The organism is Rhizobium sp. SVR5-9E (assembly GCF_056755095.1).
Genome location: NZ_JBNDHS010000019.1, coordinates 44,411 through 65,717, shown reverse-complemented (window position 1 = coordinate 65,717; position 21,307 = coordinate 44,411). Strand labels below are relative to the sequence as shown.

General features: G+C 60.2%; 21 protein-coding genes and 1 tRNA gene. 14 read left to right on the top strand and 8 right to left on the bottom strand.

All coding sequences use genetic code 11. From position 1 onward, the window contains the following. Positions 1-23: 23 nt before the first annotated feature. Positions 24-911 carry a peptidylprolyl isomerase gene (locus ACPYOJ_RS11975; protein ID WP_481416449.1) on the bottom strand — a complete coding sequence of 296 codons (888 nt, stop codon included), beginning with the start codon at positions 909-911 and terminating at the stop codon, positions 24-26. A gap of 246 nt (positions 912-1,157) precedes the next feature. Between ACPYOJ_RS11975 and secA the strand changes: the two genes are divergently transcribed. The 3 genes from secA (at position 1,158) to ACPYOJ_RS11960 (ending at position 6,725) form a co-directional block, all read left to right on the top strand. Then, a complete protein-coding gene (gene secA, locus ACPYOJ_RS11970) occupies positions 1,158-3,872 on the top strand; it encodes a preprotein translocase subunit SecA (RefSeq protein WP_481416448.1) in 2,715 nt (904 codons plus the stop codon). A 163-nt stretch (positions 3,873-4,035) separates the two neighbouring features. After that, a complete protein-coding gene (locus tag ACPYOJ_RS11965) occupies positions 4,036-5,448 on the top strand; it encodes a lipopolysaccharide biosynthesis protein (RefSeq protein WP_481416447.1) in 1,413 nt (470 codons plus the stop codon). After that, positions 5,448-6,725 carry a GNAT family N-acetyltransferase gene (locus ACPYOJ_RS11960; RefSeq protein ID WP_481416446.1) on the top strand — a complete coding sequence of 426 codons (1,278 nt, stop codon included), beginning with the start codon at positions 5,448-5,450 and terminating at the stop codon, positions 6,723-6,725. Before ACPYOJ_RS11965 ends, ACPYOJ_RS11960 begins: the two co-directional genes overlap by 1 nt. Here the strand turns inward: ACPYOJ_RS11960 and ACPYOJ_RS11955 are convergent. Beyond that, on the bottom strand, positions 6,722-8,350 hold the full coding sequence (locus ACPYOJ_RS11955) for an AMP-binding protein (RefSeq protein WP_481416445.1): 1,629 nt from the start codon (positions 8,348-8,350) through the stop codon (positions 6,722-6,724). The two genes, ACPYOJ_RS11960 and ACPYOJ_RS11955, sit on opposite strands and share 4 nt — an antisense overlap. A 218-nt stretch (positions 8,351-8,568) precedes the next feature. Here ACPYOJ_RS11955 and ACPYOJ_RS11950 point away from each other — a divergent pair, with 218 nt between their 5' ends. After that, positions 8,569-9,549 carry an aldo/keto reductase gene (locus tag ACPYOJ_RS11950; RefSeq protein ID WP_481416444.1) on the top strand — a complete coding sequence of 327 codons (981 nt, stop codon included), beginning with the start codon at positions 8,569-8,571 and terminating at the stop codon, positions 9,547-9,549. 50 nt (positions 9,550-9,599) lie between these two features. Here the strand turns inward: ACPYOJ_RS11950 and ACPYOJ_RS11945 are convergent, their stop codons facing one another. Further along, positions 9,600-10,184 carry a TetR/AcrR family transcriptional regulator gene (locus ACPYOJ_RS11945; RefSeq protein ID WP_168832596.1) on the bottom strand — a complete coding sequence of 195 codons (585 nt, stop codon included), beginning with the start codon at positions 10,182-10,184 and terminating at the stop codon, positions 9,600-9,602. Between the two features lie 123 nt (positions 10,185-10,307). Between ACPYOJ_RS11945 and ACPYOJ_RS11940 the strand changes: the two genes are divergently transcribed. Further along, positions 10,308-11,603, top strand: a complete 1,296-nt coding sequence (locus ACPYOJ_RS11940) for an MFS transporter (RefSeq protein ID WP_481416443.1) — start codon at positions 10,308-10,310, stop codon at positions 11,601-11,603. A 120-nt stretch (positions 11,604-11,723) separates the two neighbouring features. Then, positions 11,724-11,808 (top strand) — tRNA-Leu (locus ACPYOJ_RS11935). 28 nt (positions 11,809-11,836) lie between these two features. Here the strand turns inward: ACPYOJ_RS11935 and ACPYOJ_RS11930 are convergent. After that, positions 11,837-12,043 carry a hypothetical protein gene (locus ACPYOJ_RS11930; RefSeq protein ID WP_168832598.1) on the bottom strand — a complete coding sequence of 69 codons (207 nt, stop codon included), beginning with the start codon at positions 12,041-12,043 and terminating at the stop codon, positions 11,837-11,839. Positions 12,044-12,221: 178 nt separating this feature from the next. On the opposite strand from ACPYOJ_RS11930, the gene ACPYOJ_RS11925 reads away from it, so the two are divergent. Then, positions 12,222-13,988 (top strand): cation:proton antiporter domain-containing protein, encoded by a 1,767-nt coding sequence (locus ACPYOJ_RS11925; protein WP_481416442.1) that lies wholly within the window; start codon positions 12,222-12,224, stop codon positions 13,986-13,988. On the opposite strand, the gene ACPYOJ_RS11920 is transcribed toward ACPYOJ_RS11925, so the two are convergent. Further along, a complete protein-coding gene (locus ACPYOJ_RS11920) occupies positions 13,958-14,254 on the bottom strand; it encodes a hypothetical protein (protein ID WP_481416441.1) in 297 nt (98 codons plus the stop codon). The two genes, ACPYOJ_RS11925 and ACPYOJ_RS11920, sit on opposite strands and share 31 nt — an antisense overlap. Positions 14,255-14,453: 199 nt before the next feature. Between ACPYOJ_RS11920 and ACPYOJ_RS11915 the strand changes: the two genes are divergently transcribed. Both ACPYOJ_RS11915 and ACPYOJ_RS11910 read left to right on the top strand, forming a co-directional pair. After that, positions 14,454-15,044 (top strand): YqaA family protein, encoded by a 591-nt coding sequence (locus tag ACPYOJ_RS11915; RefSeq protein WP_481416440.1) that lies wholly within the window; start codon positions 14,454-14,456, stop codon positions 15,042-15,044. A 22-nt stretch (positions 15,045-15,066) separates the two neighbouring features. Beyond that, on the top strand, positions 15,067-15,582 hold the full coding sequence (locus ACPYOJ_RS11910; RefSeq protein WP_481416439.1) for a disulfide bond formation protein B: 516 nt from the start codon (positions 15,067-15,069) through the stop codon (positions 15,580-15,582). Between the two features lie 15 nt (positions 15,583-15,597). Here ACPYOJ_RS11910 and ACPYOJ_RS11905 read toward each other — a convergent pair whose 3' ends face one another. Together ACPYOJ_RS11905 and ACPYOJ_RS11900 are read right to left on the bottom strand one after the other, a co-directional pair. Then, the gene (locus ACPYOJ_RS11905; RefSeq protein WP_168832603.1) at positions 15,598-16,155 is read right to left on the bottom strand and encodes an HNH endonuclease; all 558 of its coding nucleotides are present in this window, start codon (positions 16,153-16,155) and stop codon (positions 15,598-15,600) included. A 111-nt stretch (positions 16,156-16,266) separates the two neighbouring features. Next, positions 16,267-16,953, bottom strand: coding sequence for a DNA-3-methyladenine glycosylase family protein (locus ACPYOJ_RS11900; RefSeq protein WP_481416438.1), 687 nt, complete (start codon positions 16,951-16,953; stop codon positions 16,267-16,269). Between ACPYOJ_RS11900 and gluQRS the strand changes: the two genes are divergently transcribed. Then, a complete protein-coding gene (gene gluQRS, locus ACPYOJ_RS11895) occupies positions 16,952-17,833 on the top strand; it encodes a tRNA glutamyl-Q(34) synthetase GluQRS (RefSeq protein WP_481416437.1) in 882 nt (293 codons plus the stop codon). The two genes, ACPYOJ_RS11900 and gluQRS, sit on opposite strands and share 2 nt — an antisense overlap. Here the strand turns inward: gluQRS and ACPYOJ_RS11890 are convergent. Beyond that, the gene (locus ACPYOJ_RS11890) at positions 17,798-18,763 is read right to left on the bottom strand and encodes a YihY/virulence factor BrkB family protein (RefSeq protein ID WP_481416436.1); all 966 of its coding nucleotides are present in this window, start codon (positions 18,761-18,763) and stop codon (positions 17,798-17,800) included. The genes gluQRS and ACPYOJ_RS11890 overlap by 36 nt on opposite strands. Positions 18,764-18,860: 97 nt before the next feature. Here ACPYOJ_RS11890 and ACPYOJ_RS11885 point away from each other — a divergent pair, with 97 nt between their 5' ends. Genes ACPYOJ_RS11885 through ACPYOJ_RS11870 form a run of 4 tightly spaced genes read left to right on the top strand, consistent with a single transcriptional unit; the run spans position 18,861 to position 21,287 of the window. Beyond that, positions 18,861-19,694: an SDR family oxidoreductase gene (locus ACPYOJ_RS11885; protein ID WP_481416435.1), complete on the top strand. Its 834-nt coding sequence runs from the start codon at positions 18,861-18,863 to the stop codon at positions 19,692-19,694. Between the two features lie 18 nt (positions 19,695-19,712). Further along, complete coding sequence (locus ACPYOJ_RS11880; RefSeq protein WP_168832608.1) at positions 19,713-19,916, top strand: twin transmembrane helix small protein; 204 nt, start codon at positions 19,713-19,715, stop codon at positions 19,914-19,916. Positions 19,917-19,937: 21 nt separating this feature from the next. After that, positions 19,938-20,516, top strand: a complete 579-nt coding sequence (locus ACPYOJ_RS11875; RefSeq protein ID WP_481416434.1) for a cob(I)yrinic acid a,c-diamide adenosyltransferase — start codon at positions 19,938-19,940, stop codon at positions 20,514-20,516. A 36-nt stretch (positions 20,517-20,552) separates the two neighbouring features. Continuing rightward, on the top strand, positions 20,553-21,287 hold the full coding sequence (locus ACPYOJ_RS11870) for a rhomboid family intramembrane serine protease (protein ID WP_481416433.1): 735 nt from the start codon (positions 20,553-20,555) through the stop codon (positions 21,285-21,287). The last annotated feature ends 20 nt before the right edge of the window (positions 21,288-21,307 follow it).

Here is a 21,307-nt window from a genome sequence, read left to right as displayed (position 1 = left end):
AAAAACCGGGCCCTGAATGGAGATTACTGCTGCGGCTGAGCCGGCGGCTGCTCGCCCGGTGCCGGCTGCTTGTTCGCATCGTCGTAACCCTTTTGAAGGGTCGCATCCATGATATCGACCTTGGTCGTTTCCTTCGCCTTGGCAAGGAGCGCAAGATACTTGTCGCGCATGACGAGCTGGCGTACCTGGTCCTTCACCTGGTCGAACGGCGGCGGCGGAGCATCGCGCTTATCTTCGACCTTGATGACATGGTAGCCGAAATCGGTCTTCACCGGTGTCTTCGAATAGGTGCCTTTATCGAGGGCGAAGGCCGCGTCCTCGAATTCCTTGACCATCCGGCCCTTGGTGAAATAGCCGAGGTCGCCGCCGTCAGCTTTGTTCGGATCGGTGGATTTTTCCTTGGCAAGCTCGGCGAAGTCCTTGCCGGAATCGAGCTGCTTGATGATATCCTTGGCCTCGTCCTCGGTCTTCACGAGGATGTGGCGGGCGTGAACCTCTTCCTGCTTCGGAAGGCCAGCGACTTCCTTGTCGTAGCGCGCCTTCACCTCATCGTCGGTAACGGTATCGACGACATGCTTCTTGAAATACGCATTATGCAGCTCGCGATCGGAGAGATACTGAATGCGCTTCTTGAACTCATCGGTTTGATCAAGCTTCTCGGCTGCGGCATCCGCGGCAAGCAGCTTGACATCGATCGCGGCCGAAAGAGCGGCAACCTTCTTCTGATCGTCCGGAAGCTGCGCCAGCTGGGGATCGAGATTGGCGAAGGCCAGGTCGAGTTCCGACTGATGAATCTCGAGATCGCCGACCTTGGCGATGACTGCATCCGGCTTGTCTTCCGCGTAAGCCGGTGCCTGTAGCGCAACAAAAGTTGCAAGCGCCACCACGGCAAGTTTGTTGTAGCTCAACATCAAATAACCTTTCAGAGTTACACCACCGGCTTCAGCATTCGTGAATCCAGCCCCCAGACAGCCATCAACACTGGAATGTGGCCTTTCTATATCAGCCAAATCCGTTGACATCATTCGACCCCCCTCTTATCTCTCACGCAACCTCGCGTCCAGAAAAGTTTCCTGGCGTTTCGAGACGTATGCCTGATTTTCGGCTGGGTGTATGGATAAGAAGAGCCGGGGAAGAATTAAGAAAGGGCCAGTAATATGGTCAGCTTTGGCGGTATCGCCCGCAAAATATTTGGCTCTGCCAATGATCGCCGCGTGCGGTCCTTCCAGCCGAACGTCGCCGCCATCAACTCGATCGAAGAAAAGACGAGGGCATTGAGCGACGAACAGCTCGCCGCACAGACGGTCGAGTTCCGAAAGATGCTGGCAGACGGCAAGACGCTCGACGACATTCTCGTTCCCGCATTTGCCGTCGTGCGCGAAGCCTCGCGCCGCGTGCTCGGCCTGCGGCCATTCGACGTTCAGCTGGTCGGCGGCATGATCCTCAATGACGGCGCCATCGCAGAGATGAAGACCGGTGAAGGTAAGACGCTTGTCGCGACGCTGCCGGTCTATCTGAACGCACTCGCCGGCAAGGGCGTCCACGTCGTCACGGTGAACGACTATCTCGCCCGCCGCGATGCCGCGACGATGGGCAAGATCTACGGCTTCCTCGGCTTGACCACGGGCGTCATCGTCCACGGCCTCTCGGATGAGGAACGTGCTGCCGCCTACAATTGCGATATCACCTACGCGACCAACAACGAACTCGGCTTCGATTATCTGCGCGATAACATGAAGTATGAGAAGAGCCAGATGGTCCAGCGCGGCCATAACTTCGCGATCGTTGACGAAGTGGACTCGATCCTGGTCGATGAGGCCCGCACACCGCTCATCATCTCCGGCCCGCTCGACGACCGCTCCGATCTCTACAATACGATCGATGCCTTCATTCCGCTGCTTTCGCCCGAAGATTACGAAATCGACGAAAAGCAGCGCTCCGCAAACTTCTCCGAAGAAGGCACGGAAAAGCTCGAAGGTCTGCTCAAGCAAGCCGGTCTGCTCAAGGGCCACTCGCTTTACGATATCGAGAATGTCGCGATCGTCCACCACATCAACAACGCGTTGAAGGCCCACAAGCTCTTCCAGCGCGACAAGGACTACATCGTCCGCAATGATGAAATCGTCATCATCGACGAATTCACTGGGCGCATGATGCCCGGTCGCCGCTATTCGGAAGGCCAGCACCAGGCGCTGGAAGCCAAGGAGAAGGTGCAGATCCAGCCGGAAAACCAGACGCTGGCCTCGATCACCTTCCAGAACTACTTCCGCATGTACGAGAAGCTTGCCGGCATGACCGGTACGGCGCAAACGGAAGCGGAGGAATTCGGCAATATCTACGGACTCGATGTCATCGAGGTACCGACCAACCTGCCGATCCAGCGTATCGATGAGGACGACGAGGTCTATCGGACATTCGAGGAGAAATACAAGGCGATCATCGCCGAGATCGCCGACGCGCAGAAGCGCGGCCAGCCGGTTCTCGTCGGCACGACTTCGATTGAAAAGTCGGAACTGCTCGCCGAGATGATGCGCAAGCAGGGCTTCAAGGACTTCCAGGTCCTGAACGCCCGCTATCATGAGCAGGAAGCCTACATCGTCGCGCAGGCGGGTGTCCCCGGCGCGGTGACGATCGCCACCAACATGGCGGGCCGTGGTACCGATATTCAGCTTGGCGGCAACCTCGACATGCGCATCGAACGTGAGCTCGGCGAAGTCGAGCCCGGTCCGGAACGTGACGCCAAGGCTGCGGCGATTGCCGAAGAGATCAAAAAGCTCAAGGAGCAGGCGCTTGCTGCCGGTGGTCTCTACGTCATCGCGACGGAACGCCACGAAAGCCGCCGTATCGACAATCAGCTCCGCGGTCGTTCCGGCCGTCAGGGCGACCCGGGCCGCTCCAAGTTCTATCTTTCGCTTCAGGATGACCTGATGCGCATCTTCGGCTCAGACCGCATGGATGGCATGCTCCAGAAGCTTGGCCTCAAGGAAGGCGAGGCAATCGTCCACCCCTGGATCAACAAGGCTCTGGAACGCGCGCAGAAGAAGGTTGAGGCCCGCAACTTCGATATCCGCAAGAACCTGCTCAAATACGATGACGTTCTGAACGATCAGCGCAAGGTGATCTTCGAACAGCGCGTCGAGCTGATGGAAGCTGCCAACATCTCCGAGACCGTTTCCGACATGCGCCGGGAGGTCATCGAGGATCTCGTCGCCAAGCATATTCCGGAACGTGCCTATGCAGAGCAGTGGGACGCCGCGGGTCTCAAGGAGCAGACGGCTGCCGTTCTCAATCTCGATCTCCCGATCGCGGACTGGGTCAAGGAAGAGGGCATTGGCGAGGACGATATCCGCGACCGGATCACCGAGGCTGCCAACGCTGGCGTTACCGAAAAGGCAGAGCGGTTCGGCCCGGATATCATGCACTACGTCGAGCGCTCGATCGTGATGCAGACCTTGGACCACCTCTGGCGTGAGCACATCGTCAACCTCGACCACCTGCGCTCCGTCATCGGCTTCCGCGGCTACGCTCAGCGCGATCCACTGCAGGAATACAAGTCCGAAGCCTTCGAGCTTTTCCAGACGCTGCTCACCAGCCTGCGCCAGGCCGTGACCGCGCAGTTGATGCGCGTCGAACTGGTGCAGCAGGCGCCTGCCGAACCGGAGCTGCCGGTGATGCAAGCCCAGCATCTGGACCCGGACACGGGCGAGAACGATTTCGCGCCGATCTACCAGGCGTCCGAAGTCATCGTTTCGCCGGAAAACCGCGATCCGAACAACCCCTCCACTTGGGGCAAGGTCGGCCGGAACGAGCCCTGCCCCTGCGGATCGGGCAAGAAATTCAAGCATTGCCACGGCGCGTTTGCCGAAGCTTAAGCGATGGTATGAAGCATAAAATGCCGCCTCCGGGCGGTATTTTCTTTTGCGTGATTTATCACCGGTGGTTAAGGATTTCGTGTTCGCCACAACCGTTTCTTAACGCTGAACTGGCAAGACTTCCGGGACGATTTGCCTGAGTTCAGAGTGTTGCGTGTTCGTAATGGCGGTCATTGAAACGGCGGAGAGAATGCTGCCTGCTAGCCTGCGCCCTGCGGGAAGCGGCCTGCTACGCATGCTTGCCGGCCTCCTGACCGGGCGCGGCGACAGGGCTACCGCGCAGCGGATGGCGCTGACGGCTTTCTCGATCCGCATTTTGAGCGCCGCGCTCGCCTTCATTTCCCAGATCGTTCTCGCGCGTCTCATGGGCGAGTATGAGTACGGCATCTTCGTGTTTGTCTGGGTTCTGATCGTCGTGTTCGGCGATCTCTCTTGCCTCGGCTTCCATACCGCCATCGTTCGCTTCCTGCCGCAGTACAAGGCGGCAGGCGCCTTCGAAGAAATTCGCGGCCTGACCGGAACGGCCCGCATCTTTGCCATGCTTTCGGGAACGCTGGTGATGGCGGTTGGCATGGCGGGGCTGCACTTTTTTGGCGACAGGGTTGAGCCCTACTATCTCCTTCCCGTCTTCCTCGGACTTCTCGCCATGCCGATGATCGCCCTCGGCGACATCCTGGAAGGCACCTCGCGCGCCAATCACTGGCCGGTCATGGCGCTAAGCCCGGTCTATGTCATCCGGCCGGTCCTCATCATTGCCTTCATGCTGGCGGCGATCCAAGCCGGTGCGGAGCATTCCGCGGTCACGGCAATGAAGGCAGCACTCGCCGCGACCTATGTCACCGCCGTCGGTCAGTACATCGCAACGCTCCTCCGCCTGCGCCGCCACTATAGCGGAGGGCCGCGCAAGGTTGATTTCCTCGCCTGGCTGAATGTGGCGTTCCCGATCTTTCTGATCGAAGGTGTGAGCTTCCTGCTGACCAATTCGGATGTCGTTGTCGTCGGCATTTTCCTCGAGCCGCATGATGTCGCGATCTATTTTGCCGCCGCAAAGACGATGGCATTGGTGCATTTCATCATGTTCTCGGTAAAGGCGGCATCAGGCCCACGCTTCTCCAGCCTCATCGCCGAGGGCACGCGCGAACAGCTTGCTGCAGCCGCGATCGACGCTGCGCGCTGGACGTTCTGGCCAGCTCTCGCGCTCGGGCTTGCCGTCGTTGCAGCCGGCCATTTTTTGCTGTCGCTTTTCGGCGCGGCTTTCACGGCTGGCTATGCGCTGATGGGGATCCTGCTTGCCGGAATCCTTGCCAAGGCCCTGGTCGGGCCGGCCGAAACGCTGCTGATGATGGCAGGAAAGCAAAACCTTTGCGTCGGGCTCTATGCCATCGCGCTCACGGCAAACATCTCTTTGAATATCGCTTTGATCCCGCATTTCGGCACTGTCGGAACCGCGATCGCCACCGCTTGCGCCATGGGTGTCGAAGCCGTCCTGCTGCACGTCGCCGTTCGGCGGGCTCTCGGCATTGTCCTTTTTGCATTTAGCCGCCCGCCGGCAACAGAAGAAACGAGAGTCTCATAATGGTGCGTGTTCCCCCGATAACCGAGAGCACGGATACCAATGCAAACCGCATGGTCCACGAACTCGCCGCAATACGCTTCGACTTGCCTCAGGCCGAAGCACGCGTCGAGATCGGGCGCCCCGGACGCGAACTCTGCGTCTATCCCGGCAGGCTCGGCTATGAACTGCAGGACGAACTGGATTTCCTTTCGAACCGGGCAATCGAACCCAATGTCTTCTTCACCGGCCGCTTCCTGGCGCCGGCGATGCCGCGGCTTGAGGACCGGCGGGTGAATTTCGCGCTTATGCGTGATGAGAACGGCCAGCGCAGCCGGCTGCGCTTCCTGATGCCGTTTTCCGTCGAGCGGCCCGGTTTTGGCGTGGGGCCATCGATCATCCGCGCATGGTCGAACAGCTTCGCTCCGCTTGGCACCCCGCTCGTGGATGCCGAGGATGCGGCCGAGACGCTGGACAACCTTTTTGAAGGCCTGACGGCCCCCGACCTGAACCTTCCCGCGACGCTGGTGCTGCCGGATATCCGGTTGAACGGCATCTTCGCCCGAATGGCAAAGGCGGTCGCGCTGGGCCGCAATCTACCTGTCGCAGTCGCCAATCCGCTCCAGCGGCCGATGCTGCAGAGCGAGGAAGACGCCGCCGCCTATCTTGGCCGTACCGTTTCTTCCTCGCATATGCGCGAGATGCGGCGGCAATGGCGGCAACTGGAAGAGCTGGGGACGGCTGTTTACGCCGTGGCACGCCAACCCGGCGAGATCCATGCACGCTTCGAGGAATTCCTGGCAATGGAAGCCGGCGGCTGGAAGGGCAAGAGGCGAAGCGCACTGGTGACGGACCGCTATCATACAGCCTTTGCCCGTGAGGCCGTCTCGAACCTCGCGGCGATCGACGCAGTGCGCATTCACACCATCGACCTGAACGGCAAATCGATCGCCGCAACCGTCGTGCTGATGATGGGTGGTGAAGCCTATACGTGGAAGACAGCCTATGACGAGGCCTATGCCCGCTATTCGCCCGGTAAGCTGCTGATGGCCGAACTGACGGAGTGGCATCTCGACGACGCCAATATCGTGCGTTCCGATTCTTGCGCCGTTCCGGATCACCCGATCATGAGCCGTTTCTGGCAGGAGCGCGAGGATATGGGAACTCTCGTGATCGGCCTGACGCAGAACGGCGACCGCGACGTCCGTCAGGCTGCTGCCCAACTGCATATGTATCGCAGCACCCGCAACATGGCGAAGATGCTTCGCGAGAAGATCATGTCCCTGGCAGGACGCGGCTAGGCGGCCTCCGCCGCAGCCCTTTCCCGCAAGAGCCGCCGGATGACCTTGCCGGTTGTCGTCAGCGGCAGCGCATCCACGAACTCCACCTCCCGCGGATATTCGTGCATCGAAAGCCGCATCTTGACCCATTCGCGAATTTCAGCACCCAGCGCCTCGCTCGCCGCGTAGCCGGGCGACAGCACCACATAGGCCTTGACGATCTCGGTACGCAGCGGATCCGGTTTGCCGATGGCGGCGGCAAGCTGCACGGCGGGGTGGCCCACGAGGCAGTCCTCGATTTCGGCCGGTCCGATCCGATAACCGGACGACGTGATGACGTCATCGTCCCGGCCATGAAACGTGATATAGCCTTCTTCATCCTGGTGGCCGATATCGCCGGTCATCAGCCAGCCTGCGGCGTACTTCTTGCGGGTTGCCTCCTCGTCGTTCCAGTAGCCGAGAAACATAACCGGATCGGGTGCCTTGATGCCGATCTGGCCCGTCTCTCCGGGAGGCAGTTCTTCTCCGCTTGCGTTGACGATCGCGACACGATGGCCGGGCGCGGCCCGCCCTATCGCTCCGGCCTTCGTTACGCCATAGGCAGCGCTTGAAGAGATGACGAAATTGCACTCCGTCTGGCCGTAAAACTCGTTGACGGTGACGCCGAGTGTCTGGCGCGCCCATTCATAGGTTTCGCGGCCGAGCGATTCACCGGCGGAGCCGATCGTCCGCAGCTTAAGATCGTATTTCCTGCATGGGTCGCTGACCGATTTCAGCAGGCGGAGCGCCGTCGGCGGAATGAAGGCGTTTTGCACCTTCATCTCGGCCATGATGCGGTAGGCCATATTGGCGTCGAATTTCTGCGCCGGCGAGGAAACGACGGGCACACCCAGCAGAAGGCTGGGCAGCAGCGCGTTCAACAGGCCGCCCGCCCAGGCCCAGTCGGATGGCGTCCAGACCTTGTCGCCGGGCTGCGGAAAGCCTTCATGGGCAAATTGCATGCCCGGAATGTGACCGGCCAGAACGCGATGTCCATGCAAGGCACCCTTGGGCGGCCCTGTCGTACCGGAGGTGAAAATCATAAGTGCCGGATCGTCCGGGCCAGTCTCTGCGACTTCGAAAAGCGGCGGATGCGCCTCGACGAGCGCCCCGAAGGCAAGCGCCTCACCGCCATCGATGCTGATGACTGTCTTGAGCTCTGGCAGGCTCTCGCGAATCTGGTTCACGCACTCCAGGCCGAACGAGTTGGTGACGATCGCGGCTGCGCCCGACGTCTTCAGCCGGTACTCCAGCGCCTCGACGCCGAAGAGCAGTGCGAGCGGCACAGCAATGGCGCCCAGCTTGTAGATCGCCACATGGGCGATCACCGTTTCGAAACATTGTGGCAGGAGCAGCGCCACGCGATCGCCGCGGCGAATACCAAGGGACGTCAATGCATTGGCGAATGACGAAGACCGCTCCGAAAGCGTGCGGTACGTCATCGACAGATGGCGGCCGTCCGGGCTGAAATGCTCGAGGCAAATGCGGTCCGGCGCACGCTCCGCCCATTCGTCGCTGACGGCGCGCCCGATGTTGAAATCTTCAGGAATCTCCCACGAAAAATCGCGATAAAGATCGTCATAGCGATCGCGGGTGGGCAATTTCATATTCGAATTCCGTTGAATGCTGCAGTAGCTAACACCTTGCGGCGATCGAGTGCAAGTTCAGCGGATCGAGGTGGGTCGCTGCCGGTTCAAGGCTCGTTTCACACTATCGTGCTCATCCCGCAAAACATTCTCGGCCAGGTCGCTGACATTTACGATGATTGGGCGTTAGATAACTCCGGGGCGCCTCGGGTATTCAAATCTAGTGACGGAGTCATCTCATGGAGTATGTCAAATTCGGAGGTACCGGCCTCGAAGTTTCGAAGATTTGTCTCGGCTGCATGACCTTTGGCGACCCGGGCCGAGGCAGTCACGCCTGGACGCTCGGCGAGGAAGAGAGCCGGACGATCATCAAGCAGGCGCTCGACCTTGGCGTCAACTTCCTCGACACCGCCAACACCTATTCGGACGGCTCCTCCGAGGAGATCGTCGGCCGCGCCCTTAAGGACTACGCAAAGCGCGAAGACATCGTGCTCGCGACCAAGGTCTTCAACCGCATGCGGCCGGGACCGAACGGCGCAGGCCTTTCGCGCAAGGCTATCTTCGACGAGATCGACAACAGTCTTCGCCGTCTCGGCACCGATTACGTCGACCTCTACCAGATCCACCGCTTCGACTATGCGACACCGATCGAAGAGACACTCGAGGCCCTGCATGATGTCGTCAGGGCGGGCAAGGCGCGCTATATCGGCGCCTCATCGATGTATGCGTGGCAATTCGCGAAGATGCTTTACACATCGCGGCTGAACGGCTGGACGCAATTCGTGAGCATGCAGGACCACCTCAACCTGCTCTATCGCGAGGAAGAGCGCGAGATGCTGCCTTTCTGCGAGGATCAGAAGATCGCCGTGATCCCATGGAGCCCGCTCGCCCGCGGCCGGCTCACGCGTGACTGGGACGAAAAGACCGCGCGCAGCGAAACGGATGAGTTCGGCAAGACGCTCTACAAGCAGGCCGAGGATGCCGACCGCAAGATCATCGACACGGTCGGCCGGCTGGCGAAAGCGCATGGTGTCTCCCGCGCCCAGATCGGTACTGCCTGGGTGTTGCAGAAAAGCGCAGTGACCGCGCCGATCATTGGTGCATCAAAGCCGCACCACCTGTCGGATGCGGTCGGCGCATTGACGGTCAAACTCAGCGCCGAGGACGTCGCCGCCCTTGAAGAGCCGTATGTTCCGCATCACGTGGAAGGCTTCAAGTAACCTGGATGCGGGTGGCAACCGCCGCCCCTGACGCTTCAAAGGAGGCGCCTTCAGGCATCGGCAGATTTTGCCGGTGCCAGCTTCTCCCTCATCGTCGACAGGAACTGGCCAGCAAGCTCGCGATTTTCGACTGCGCGCGCCAGGCTGACGGCCCCCATCATTGACGAGAGCGTCGTGAAGCCGTTCTTGCGGCGCTCCTCGGGCGTATCGCCGGGCACGATCTCGGCGAGGATCGAGACGAGCGCCGAAAGCCCATCGTTGAAGATTTCCCGCACGGCACCGGTGCTGCGGCTGACCTCGTCCATCAGCGAAACGAAAACGCAGCTGTTACCGGGATCATCCACCGCGCACCATGAGACGTAGTGCTCCAGGAGCGCCTCGAGCGGCCGTTCCGGAGACTTGGCGATCAATTCCTTCCACCGGATCTCCACCCTCGCGATCAGGGCACGGCTTACCTCCAGCTGCAGCTCTTCCTTCGATTGAAAGTGCCCGTAAAAACCGCCATGCGTCAGCCCGCAGGCTTTCATGATGTCGGCGACGCCGACGCCGTTGAACCCGTTTTCGCGGAACATGACACCCGCCGTTTCCAGGATCTTCTGGCGATTTTCTGCAAATTTCTCACGGCTGACGCGCATGTACCGGCTCCGGAAATAGTCGCTTGACAATTTATATGACGTCCATCATCAATACACAAGAAATATGATGACCATCATCTAAATCTGTGATCCATCCATCATTCCCACGAATGGAATTTGCCCATGGTCTCCGCTGCGCTTGCATCCACCCTTGCCCGCCGCAACATCCATTATGGATGGGTCGTTGTCGCTGCCACCTTCCTGACCATGCTGGTCACCGCCGGTGCCATGGGCGCACCGGGCGTCCTCATTAAGCCGCTTCAGGACGAGTTCGGTTGGGAAACCTCCCAGATTTCCTCCGCGCTCGCGATTCGCCTGCTTCTCTTCGGCCTGATGGGTCCCTTCGCAGCGGCCTTCATGAACTATTTCGGCGTGCGCAAGGTCATCGTTTTCGCGCTCGCGCTGATCGGTGCCGGTTTCATCGGCTCGCTGTTCATGACGTCGCTTTGGCAACTTCTGCTGCTCTGGGGCATCGTCGTCGGTTTCGGCACGGGCCTGACGGCCATGGTGCTTGCTGCGACCATATCGACACGCTGGTTCACCAAGCATCGGGGCCTCGTTGTCGGGATGCTTTCCGCAAGCTCGGCCACCGGCCAGCTCGTCTTCCTGCCGCTGATGGCTGAGCTGACCGAACGCTACGGCTGGCGCTCCACGGTCTTCTTTGTCTGCGCCATGATCATGGTTGCAGCTCTTGCCGTCCTTGCCTTCATGCGCGACCGTCCCTCGGACGTTAATCTGCCCTCGGTTGGCGAGGCCCATATTACGCCACCGCCTGCGCGCGGCACATTGGGCGGCGCCTTGAAGACGCCGATCACGATTCTGCTTGAAATCTCGAGAACCTCGACCTTCTGGATCCTGTTCGCCACCTTCTTCATCTGCGGCCTCAGCACGAACGGCTTGATCCAGACGCATTTCGTCACGCTCTGCGGTGATTTCGGTATCATGCCGGTCGCCGCCGCCAGCGTCCTTGCCGTGATGGGCATCTTCGATTTCTTCGGCACGATCGGCTCCGGCTGGCTGTCGGATCGCTTCGACAATCGCTGGCTGCTCTTCTGGTACTACGGTCTGCGGGGCCTCTCGCTGCTTTTTCTGCCCTTCAGCGATTTCAGCTTCTACGGTCTTTCGATCTTCGCGGTCTTCTACGGTCTCGACTGGATCGCCACCGTTCCGCCGACCGTCAAGATCGCCGCCGACCGCTTCGGGCGGGAAAAGGCGGGCCTGGTCTTCGGTTGGGTTTTTGCCGGTCATCAGCTCGGCGCCGCGACCGCTGCCTATGGCGCGGGCCTCTCGCGCACCGAGCTCTCGAGCTACCTGCCGGCTTTCTTCACCGCCGGCGCCTTCTGCCTGCTCGCCTCGATCCTCGCGATCACGCTGAAGAAATCCGGCCTGACGGCCCCGGCGCCCGCCGCCGCTCACTGATGCAATAGGCTTCCAGTATGCAACGCCCGGATGTTGCATCAAATCAACCCGATAAGCCCGCCTGCCGTCTTGCGCGCGCAGGCGGGAGCGTGTTAGACACCCCGCTCGTCGGTATCCGTTGCCCCATTGGCGGAATTGGTAGACGCGCTCGACTCAAAATCGAGTTTCGAAAGAAGTGCTGGTTCGACCCCGGCATGGGGCACCACCGACTTCAAAAAACAACCGCGCGGCCTCTAGTGGATCGTCTGGATCCTGATCTCCTCCTTTGCAGCGAACGATTGGCATTCCTCCGGATCGTCGCCGACAAAGATGACGTCGCCCTCGGAGTCAAAAAGACCCCAGCAAGCTTCGTCCTCGAGAAAGACTTTCCGAACATATCCAAATTCTACGGCTTCGAAATATCGGTTGGATGTGAGATCAACGGCTTTTAGTTCTCGCATGGAACTCTCCAGTGAGACTCAATATTATGTTTAGTGCAATATTATACTTCGCTTTGAACCTAGCGCCAAGCTGGTGTCTTCTAAGCGACGGCCTGAATCGCGCGATTTCAAATCAAGTGTTTAATTTCCCTGATACTTCGTTAAAAGTGGCCGCCTCGAACCAACGTCAGGGGCGGATGTGCATCAGGAAGCAACCCTTTTCGCGACGATTGCCATAGGTTTCGTCTTTGCGGCGGGGCTCGGATACCTAGCCGACAGACTCCGGCTGCCGCCGCTTGTCGGCTATCTCGTGGCCGGCATTCTTATGGGACCGTATACCCCCGGTTTCGTGGCGGATACCGCGCTTGCCGGCCAACTGGCGGAAATGGGCGTCGTCCTGCTGATGTTCGGCGTCGGCCTGCATTTTTCCACCGCCGATTTGCTGGCCGTGCGCGGCGTCGCGGTGCCGGGCGCGATCGCGCGGATCGTGATCGTTACCCTTCTCGGCATCGGGCTCGTGAAATGGTGGGGGTGGGGTCTCGGCGCGGGGGTTGTCTTCGGTCTCGCCTTGTCGGTCGCAAGCACGGTCGTGCTGTTGAAGGCCCTTGAAGAGCGAAACCTTCTCAATTCGGCCAGCGGACGCGTCGCCGTCGGCTGGTTGATCGTCGAAGACCTGACCATGGTTCTGGCGCTGGTGCTGCTGCCCGCTCTCGCCGAATTCCTCGGCGGCCACGCCGCCAACGGTGCTGCGCATGATGCAGGATTGCCGCTTTGGCTGACGATTGCGTTGACGCTGCTGAAAGTCGGCGGCTTTGCGATCCTGGCGATCTTGCTCGGACCGAAGATCGTCCCCTGGCTCCTCATGCGAGTCGCCCGGACAGGTTCACGCGAGCTGTTCACGCTTACGGTGCTCGCCGTCGCGCTCGGCATTGCTTTCGGCTCCGCTGCAATCTTCGGCGTCTCGTTCGCGCTCGGCGCTTTCTTCGCCGGCGTGGTGATGAGTGAGTCCAACCTCAGTCACAGGGCCGCCGCCGACTCCCTGCCGCTTCAGAACGCCTTTTCGGTGCTGTTCTTCGTCTCGGTCGGCATGCTGTTCGATCCGTCGATCCTGGTGCGCCAGCCGATGGCCGTGGTCGGTGCGCTGGCATTGATCATCGTCGGCAAGGCGATCATTTCCTTCCTGATCGTGATCATGCTTCGTTATCCGATCGGAATGGCCCTGACCGTGTCGGGCGGGCTGGCGCAGATCGGCGAATTTTCCTTCATCCTGGCCGGCCTCGGGATCTCGCTCGGCCTGTTGCCGCAGGAAGGACAGGACCTGATCCTCGCCACCGCGATCCTGTCGATCACGTTCAATCCGGCCGTCTGCTACGGTGCCGAGGTGCTTCACAGGCGCGCCCATGCGAAATGGCCGCATCTTTACGACAATTACGGCCGCCGGCGGCTCGATGTCCTGGGCCGCGAACTCGAGAAAAACCGCCTGCTCGGTGAAAAACGCGCGCGCGAGCATAAACTGGAGATAGAAAAGCTCATCGAGACCTTTCCGCTGTTTTCCGAGGTCGACGAGTATTCTCAGGAGGAGCTGCTGCTGCTTTTCCGGCCGAAATCGGCGCTTCCCGGCGAAAGGGTGGTGCGCAAGGGCGACCGGGGTGATGGGATGTATTTCATTTCCTCGGGCGCGGTGGAGGTGCGCGTCGATGGTGATCCAGTTCGCCTTGAAGCCGGCGCCTTTTTCGGCGAAATAGCGCTATTGACGGGTGGGCGGCGAACGGCCGATGTCATCGCTGTCGATTTCTGCCAGTTCCTGGTGCTGGACCGCCGTGACTTCAACATGTTCACCGCGCACCACCCGGCATTAAGGACTGCCGTCAGCGAGATGGCGCGCGAACGAGCGGAAATGAATGTCATGCGGGCGAAGCGCCAAGCGCAGCCGGATCAGCGCGAACGCTCCACCGAAGGCCAATAGGCATCGGCGTGGTAATCCTCGGGAATCGGATTGAGCCGAGAGAGCGTTTGGGCCGCAAAATCGAGCTGCATCTTCAGATATCTCAGCGCTTCGGGCTGTGGAGCCCCTGTCGCAAGCTGTCGCACGTACGACGTGTGATAACCGCTTTCACGAAGACGCCGGACCGCTTCCCGCTGCACATCTTCGCTGCTTGGCCGCCTTTGGGCTGCGGCTCCCACCTCATCAGCCGCTTTGCCCAGGCCGCCTTCAATCACCCTAAATTTCATTCGTCGCACCTGTAAAATAGACCCGAAAGCAGCTTGCAGCCGACTGACCGATTTGCAATCTGCCAAAATGCCGCGAGCGGTGCTGACATTCGGATCACGAAAATTTTCGCCGGCGGGCTGACGTTATCGCCACGCTAAAGGATTTACAGGCCCGGATCGGTTCCCTAAAGCTTTTGCACCGCAGCACGAAAGGAATGGAATGCTCCGCAGACTTTACGACTGGACCATGTCTCTCGCCGCCCGCAAATCGGCCGAAATCTGGCTCGCCGTTATCGCCTTCGTGGAAAGCTCCGTCTTTCTCGTTCCGGCCGATGTCCTCTTCCTCCCGATGGCGCTGGCCAAACCCGAGCGCTCTTACCGATATGCAATCGTCGCGACGATCGCCTCGGTTCTCGGCGGCATTGCCGGCTGGGCGCTTGGTTTCTACGCCTACGAGACGGTGGCGAAGCCGGTACTGGAATTTTATGGGAAGCTCGATGCCTTCGAGCAGATGAAGTCGTACGTCACCTACGAGACAATCCTGCTTCTGCTGGTAACCTCGGGGCTGGCGCACCTGCCACCGATCAAGATCGTAACGATCCTTTCCGGCGTCATTCACGTCAATATCTGGCTGTTCATCGTCTCTGCGATCGTTGCGCGTGGCGCACGCTTCCTGTTCCTGGCTTGGCTGCTTCGGCGGTATGGCGAATCGATCCGCCATTTCATCGAGAAGCGCCTTGGACATATCGTCAGCATCGGTGCCGTGGTCGCGATCGTGCTCTATATTGCATACCGGTACCTTGCACACTGAGCCAACCTCCCGGAGTTCCTCCATGACTGCCATCGCCTCGCCGTCTTCTCGTCCAGTCGTCATCTATTCGCTGCTCCTGGCTCTCGGCATGGCAGTAGTGGTCGGAACGGCACTGGGGTTCCAATATATCGGCGGCTATATTCCCTGTGCGCTCTGCCTGCTGCAGCGCCAGCCTTATTACTACGCCATCCCGATCGCGATCCTGGGAGCGCTTGCATCCTTTTTCGGTCTACCGAACTGGATCGGCCGCGCGCTGCTTTTGGCGGCTGGGATGCTGATGGTGGTCGGAGCCGGAATGGGGGTCTATCACGCAGGTGTCGAATGGCACTTCTGGGCGGGACCTGCGACCTGCTCGACGAGCGCAAGCAGCATGACGCAGAACGCCGGCGACCTCCTGACGGAACTCAATACGATCACCGGTCCTTCCTGCACCGACGCGGCGCTCCGCGTGCTCGGCCTGTCCTTTGCGGGCTGGAATGTGATTGCAAGCCTCGTTCTTGCGGCCTTCGCCTTCATCGGCGTCCGCAAGTCGGCCTGAAAGAGACTGCTGCCGTTACGGCTGCAGTTCGGTATCCCAGTAGAGATAATCGAGCCAGCTGTCGTGCAGATAGTTCGGCGGGAAGAGGCGGCCATTGTTGTGCAGATCCTGCACGGTCGGCTGATACGGCTTCTGCGTGGGGAACATCCCTGCCTGCTTCGGCAGCTTGCTGCCCTTCCTGAGATTGCAGGGAGAACAGGCCGCCACGACATTTTGCCAGGTTGTCTCGCCGCCATGGGCGCGCGGGATGACGTGATCAAAGGTCAGATCATCATGCTCGCCGCAATACTGGCATTCGAACTTGTCCCGGAGAAACACGTTGAATCGCGTGAAGGCCGGGTTCCGTGAAGGCTGCACGTATGTCTTGAGGCAAACGACACTCGGAAGCCGCATCGAGAAGCTCGGCGACGAAACCGAATGTTCGTATTCTGCGATGATATTCACACGGTCAAGGAAAACCGCCTTGATCGCGTCCTGCCAGGACCAAAGCGACAAGGGATAATAACTCAAAGGCCTGTAGTCAGCGTTCAGGACGAGCGCCGGCAGGGCCTGTGGGGAGACTGCAATCGTCAAAGGACTCTCCTGAGCGATTCGGCATCTGCATCCTTATATTAGGCCGGTTGTGACAGCCTTGTGAAGTCCAATAAATTCAGCGAATAAAGGCTAATTCATGAGCGTTGGCGATCAGCCGACCGGCAGCAGTCCACGACCCAGTTTCTGCGCGTAGTAGGCCCAGAACAGCCTTGCTGCGACAGATCGCCAGGGAGACCAGATCGCGGCAAGCGAGGCGAGCGCTTTTGCCTGTGGGCGTTTTTCGAGACCAAGAGCCGCAGCAACTGCATTCTGCAGCGCGACGTCTCCGGATGGGAAGACGTCGGCATGCCCACCGCAAAACATCAGATAGACTTCTGCCGTCCAGGGACCGACGCCCTTCAAGGATGTCAACGCGGCAAGCGCTTCGGCGGGCGGCTTCGCGGAAAGTGCCGCGAGATCCAGATCGCCCGATGCCACCGCGTCGGCGATACCCGACAGCGTCACCGCTTTCGCGCGCGACAAGCCGAACTGCCGCCAGGCTTCCGGATGAAGCGCGACATAGCCTTCGGCCGTCGGCAGTCCATCTGGTGGAAGCATGCGCCGCCAGATGGCTTCGGCGCTTGCGCGCGAAACCATCTGCGAGACGATGATATGCGCAAGCCCCGCAAACCCGGGTTCGCGAAGGCGGAGCGGAATCGGGCCTGCCTCCTCGGCAATCACTGCGAGCCGCGGGTCGAGGCGCAGCAGATGCTCCATTCCCTCGCGGATATCCTCTTCGCCTCGAATGATCTGCACGGTGCCTCGCGATGGTTTCGAATCCGTGGCAGAAGAAAGCATGACCACGACTCAGCGTCAAAAGCCCGTTTTTCGTTTTGCACCCAGCCCCAACGGCCCGCTGCATCTCGGCCACGCGCTTTCGGCTTTCCTCAATCAGGACATGGCAGCGGCGGCGGACGGACGTCTTTTGCTGCGCATCGAAGACATCGACCAGACGCGTTGTACACCTGATTTCGAAGCAGGCATCTACACCGATCTCGAATGGCTGGGGATCGGCTGGGAAAGCCCCGTTCGGCGGCAGTCCGAGCATTTCACGGAATATCAGGCGGCGCTGCGCAGGCTGATCGAGCGCGGACTGGTCTACCCTTCGTTTCTGACGCGCGGCGAGGTGAAAGCCCGAGTGACCGCCTCCGAAGCCGGCGGCAATCCCTGGCCGCGCGATCCGGACGGTTCGCCGCACTATCCAGCTGACGATCGCGACCGCAGCGAGGGTGAGCGGCAGAGGATGCTCGCATCGGGACTGAAGCACGCCTGGCGTCTCGATATGCTGCGCGCGCTGCAATCCCTCGGCCGCACCTTGCGCTGGGCCGAAACCGGCGACGCACAAACCGGCGAGATTGCCGCCGACCCATCAATTTGGGGAGATGTCGTTCTCTCGCGTTCCGATGCACCGTCGAGCTATCACCTTTCGGTCGTCATCGACGACGCTCTGCAGGGTGTCACGCATGTGGTGCGCGGGCTCGACCTCTTTCATGCGACGTCCGTCCACCGGCTGCTGCAGGCCCTGCTCGGTCTGCCGGAACCCATCTATCACCACCATCGGCTGGTGACGGATGCGGCGGGACGCAAACTCTCCAAAAGCGAAGGCGATACCGGCGTTGCCGAACTAAGAGCCAAGGGCTTGTCAGCGGCCGATATCCGGCACCTTGTCGGCCTTTGAGGACTTGCCGGCCTGTCCGCCCAGGAAGTTGCGGGAAAAGATAGCGCGTACGCGAAATTTCATCAGCGCCGCGTTGACCTCTGCGCCGATGATGAAGATGACGCCAACCATGTAAAGGAAAATCAGCACGACCATCACCGATGCCAAACCTGCATAGGTCGCCGTGTAGTTGGCAAAGGTCGCAAGGTAGTAGGCGAAGATCACGGCTCCCGCGAGCCAGAAAAGCAGTGTCAGCAGGACGCCCGGTATGACGTCATAAACGTGCCGCCGGCCGGCCGGCAGCCAAAGGTGAACGACGAGCAGGCCGACCGTCAGGACGAAGAGCGTTCCGTAGATTCGCCAGCTGAAGACGATCTGAAGTGCGTCGACGATGAGCGGCAGCCGTTCGCGGATGATGTCGGGGAGCCATTCGAGGGTGTCGTTGTTCAACAGCCATTCGCGCGCATAATTGAGCCCCACCGGCACGGCGACGAGCAGGATGCTGATGGCGGCAAAAATGATGACCGCAACGAGGACATAACCGAGGCTGGCAAGGCGGGTTAAATACCATGGGCGCGTTTCCTGCACGCGGTATGCACGATTGAGCGAAATGCGCAGCGCCTCGACACCGTTCGAGGCGAAGTAGGCGGCAGCCAGCACCGAGACCGTGAGCAGCCCGCCACGCGGGACGGTCAGGACTTGAAGCACTTGATCGGCAACGGGCTTGGCGATCGCCTCCGGCCATGTATCGAAAATGAGATGGACGGCCGTCGCAGAAAACTGATCGGCGCCAAGGAAGTTCGCAAGCGCCGTGCCGAAGATCAGGAAGGGAAAAACCGCAAGCAGGATCGACAATGCAACATGGCTTGCCATGGCGAAACCGTCATCCTCGATGAGATGGCAAATTGCGTCGTATGCCACGTCGTAGAACGTCCGCACTATCTTCGGCATTCCGTCCCCATCTTCGGCCATTCGTCTGCCGGCTTTCGTCGTTGTATCCTCCCGTCGAATATGGGAAACCAGTCCCATTTTGTACAGGAATCAATCCATGGCGGAGCAGCGTACCATCATCGTGACCGGATGCTCGTCCGGCATCGGTGCTTATTGCGCGCGAGCTCTGAAGGATGACGGCTGGCGCGTCTTTGCAACAGCGCGGAAACACGACGACGTTGCATCGTTGCGTGCTGACGGACTCGAAGCTTTCCTGATGGATTATACGCGGCCGGATTTGATCTCTGGCTTCGTTCGGGATGTGACCGAGGCGAGCGGCGGGCGCATCGACGCGCTTTTCAACAACGGTGGTTACGGCCAGCCCGGCGCGGTCGAGGATCTGACGACCGATGTGCTGCGCGCGCAGTTCGAAACGAATTTCTTCGGTTGGCACGAACTGGCGCGGCAGGTGCTGCCCTTGATGCGAAAGCGCGGTTCGGGCCGCATCGTGCAATGCTCGTCCATTTTAGGGTTGGTACCCTATCGCTTTCGCGGCGCCTACATTGCATCGAAATTCGCGCTCGAAGGCCTGAGCATTACATTGCGGATGGAGCTTCAGGGTAGCGGCATCCATGTAAGCCTGATCGAGCCGGGACCGATCGCCTCCCGCTTTACTGCCAATGCGCTCGCCAAGTTCAAAGCGCATGTCGATATCGGTAATTCGGTGCATGCGGCAGACTACCGACGGCAGCTCGCGCGGCTTGAGGGGACGGGCCTGAAGAATCGACATAAGCTTCAGCCGGATGCCGTCTATACCGTGCTGAAACACGCATTGAACTCGGACGCTCCGAGGCCACATTACCCTGTAACAACTCCGGCAAAACAGGGCATGCTCCTGAAGAGGCTGCTTCCGGCGGATCTCTTCTACCGTTTGATGCGCCGGACCGACTGAACAAGAAAGCCGAACGCCATGTCCACGGTCACCTACATTCTCGCAATCATCGTCATGGGCCTTGTGGCGCTCGTGCTGATCCGCGGCCTCTTCAATATGATGAAGGGCGGCAATCCGAACCTTTCCAACAAGCTGATGCAGTTGCGCATATTGCTGCAGGCGATCGCCGTGATCCTCATCATGCTGACGCTGTGGCTGACGGGCGGCGGGCGGCCGACCTGACGATTTCTCCAAGGAGGATAAATGGTCAAGCTCAACAAGATCTATACCAGGACGGGCGACGACGGCACGACGGCGCTCGTTTCCGGACCGCGGCGGCTGAAGCATGATCTGCGCGTCGAAGCCTATGGCACGATCGACGAGACGAACTCGGCGATCGGCATCGCCCGGCTGCACACGGCAGGCATGCCCGATCTCGACCAGATGCTGATCCGCATCCAGAACGACCTCTTCGATCTTGGCGCCGATCTGGCGACACCCGAGACGGGAGAGACGCCGGAATACGAACCGCTCCGCATCGTCGACACGCAGGTAACGCGGGTTGAACACGACATTGACGCGCTGAATGCCGCCTTGCAGCCGTTGAAATCCTTCGTCCTGCCGGGCGGCTCAGCGGCAGCCGCACATTTGCATCTCGCCCGCACCATTTCGCGCCGCGCCGAGCGATTGATGGTGGCGCTGTCGCGCACCCCGGGTGAAATCGTCAGCGAGGCAGCGCTGAAATATGTCAATCGGGTTTCCGATTTCCTCTTTGTTGCGGCGCGATACGCGAATGATCGCGGCAATGCGGACGTGCTTTGGGTTCCGGGCAAAAACAGGTAGGCTCTCGCCGGTTAGGATCGCCGGGGGCAGGCTTTCATGTTCATACCGCTGCACGACGCCAATACGCTGAAGCACATCAAAGTGCAGTGGGTGACGCTGAGCTTGATCGGCGTGAATATCGCAGTCTGGCTTTTCACCGATTTCCTCGTTCCCGAGCAGGTGGCTCAGGCAGCGGCGGTCGGCCTCGGCTACATACCGGCTGTCGCTTTTCACCACGCCGTGCTCGCTCCCGGACTCGCCATCGCTCCCGACGCGCTAACCTACGTCACCTATGCCTTCGTCCATGCCGGCTTCTGGCATCTCGCTTCCAACATGCTGTTTCTATGGGTGTTCGGCGACAATGTCGAAGATGCGATGGGGCATTTTCGCTTTCTGGTGTTCTATCTCATCTGCGCCGCTTTCGGCGCGCTTTGTCATGGTCTGCTTACGTCCGACTCGCAGGCACCGCTGATAGGCGCCTCAGGTGCGATTTCCGGCGTGGTCGCGGCCTATGTCATCCTTCACCCGCGCGTGAGGGTGTGGGTGCTGGTTTTCGCCCGCATTCCTTTGCCACTTCCGGCCTTCGTGCCGCTGCTGCTCTGGATCGGTCAGCAGTTCTTCATGCTGATTGTCGATCCGGACGGCAATGTTTCCTGGAGTGACCATGCCGGCGGGATCATCGCCGGCGCCGTTCTGGTCTTCTTCATGCGCCGCAGAGGCGTACCTCTATTCGATCGCGAGATCGTTACGCCCCGGGCCGTCCGAAGCACGCCGGCTGTGAGGCGGACATGACCAGCCGGACCTAAATGTTG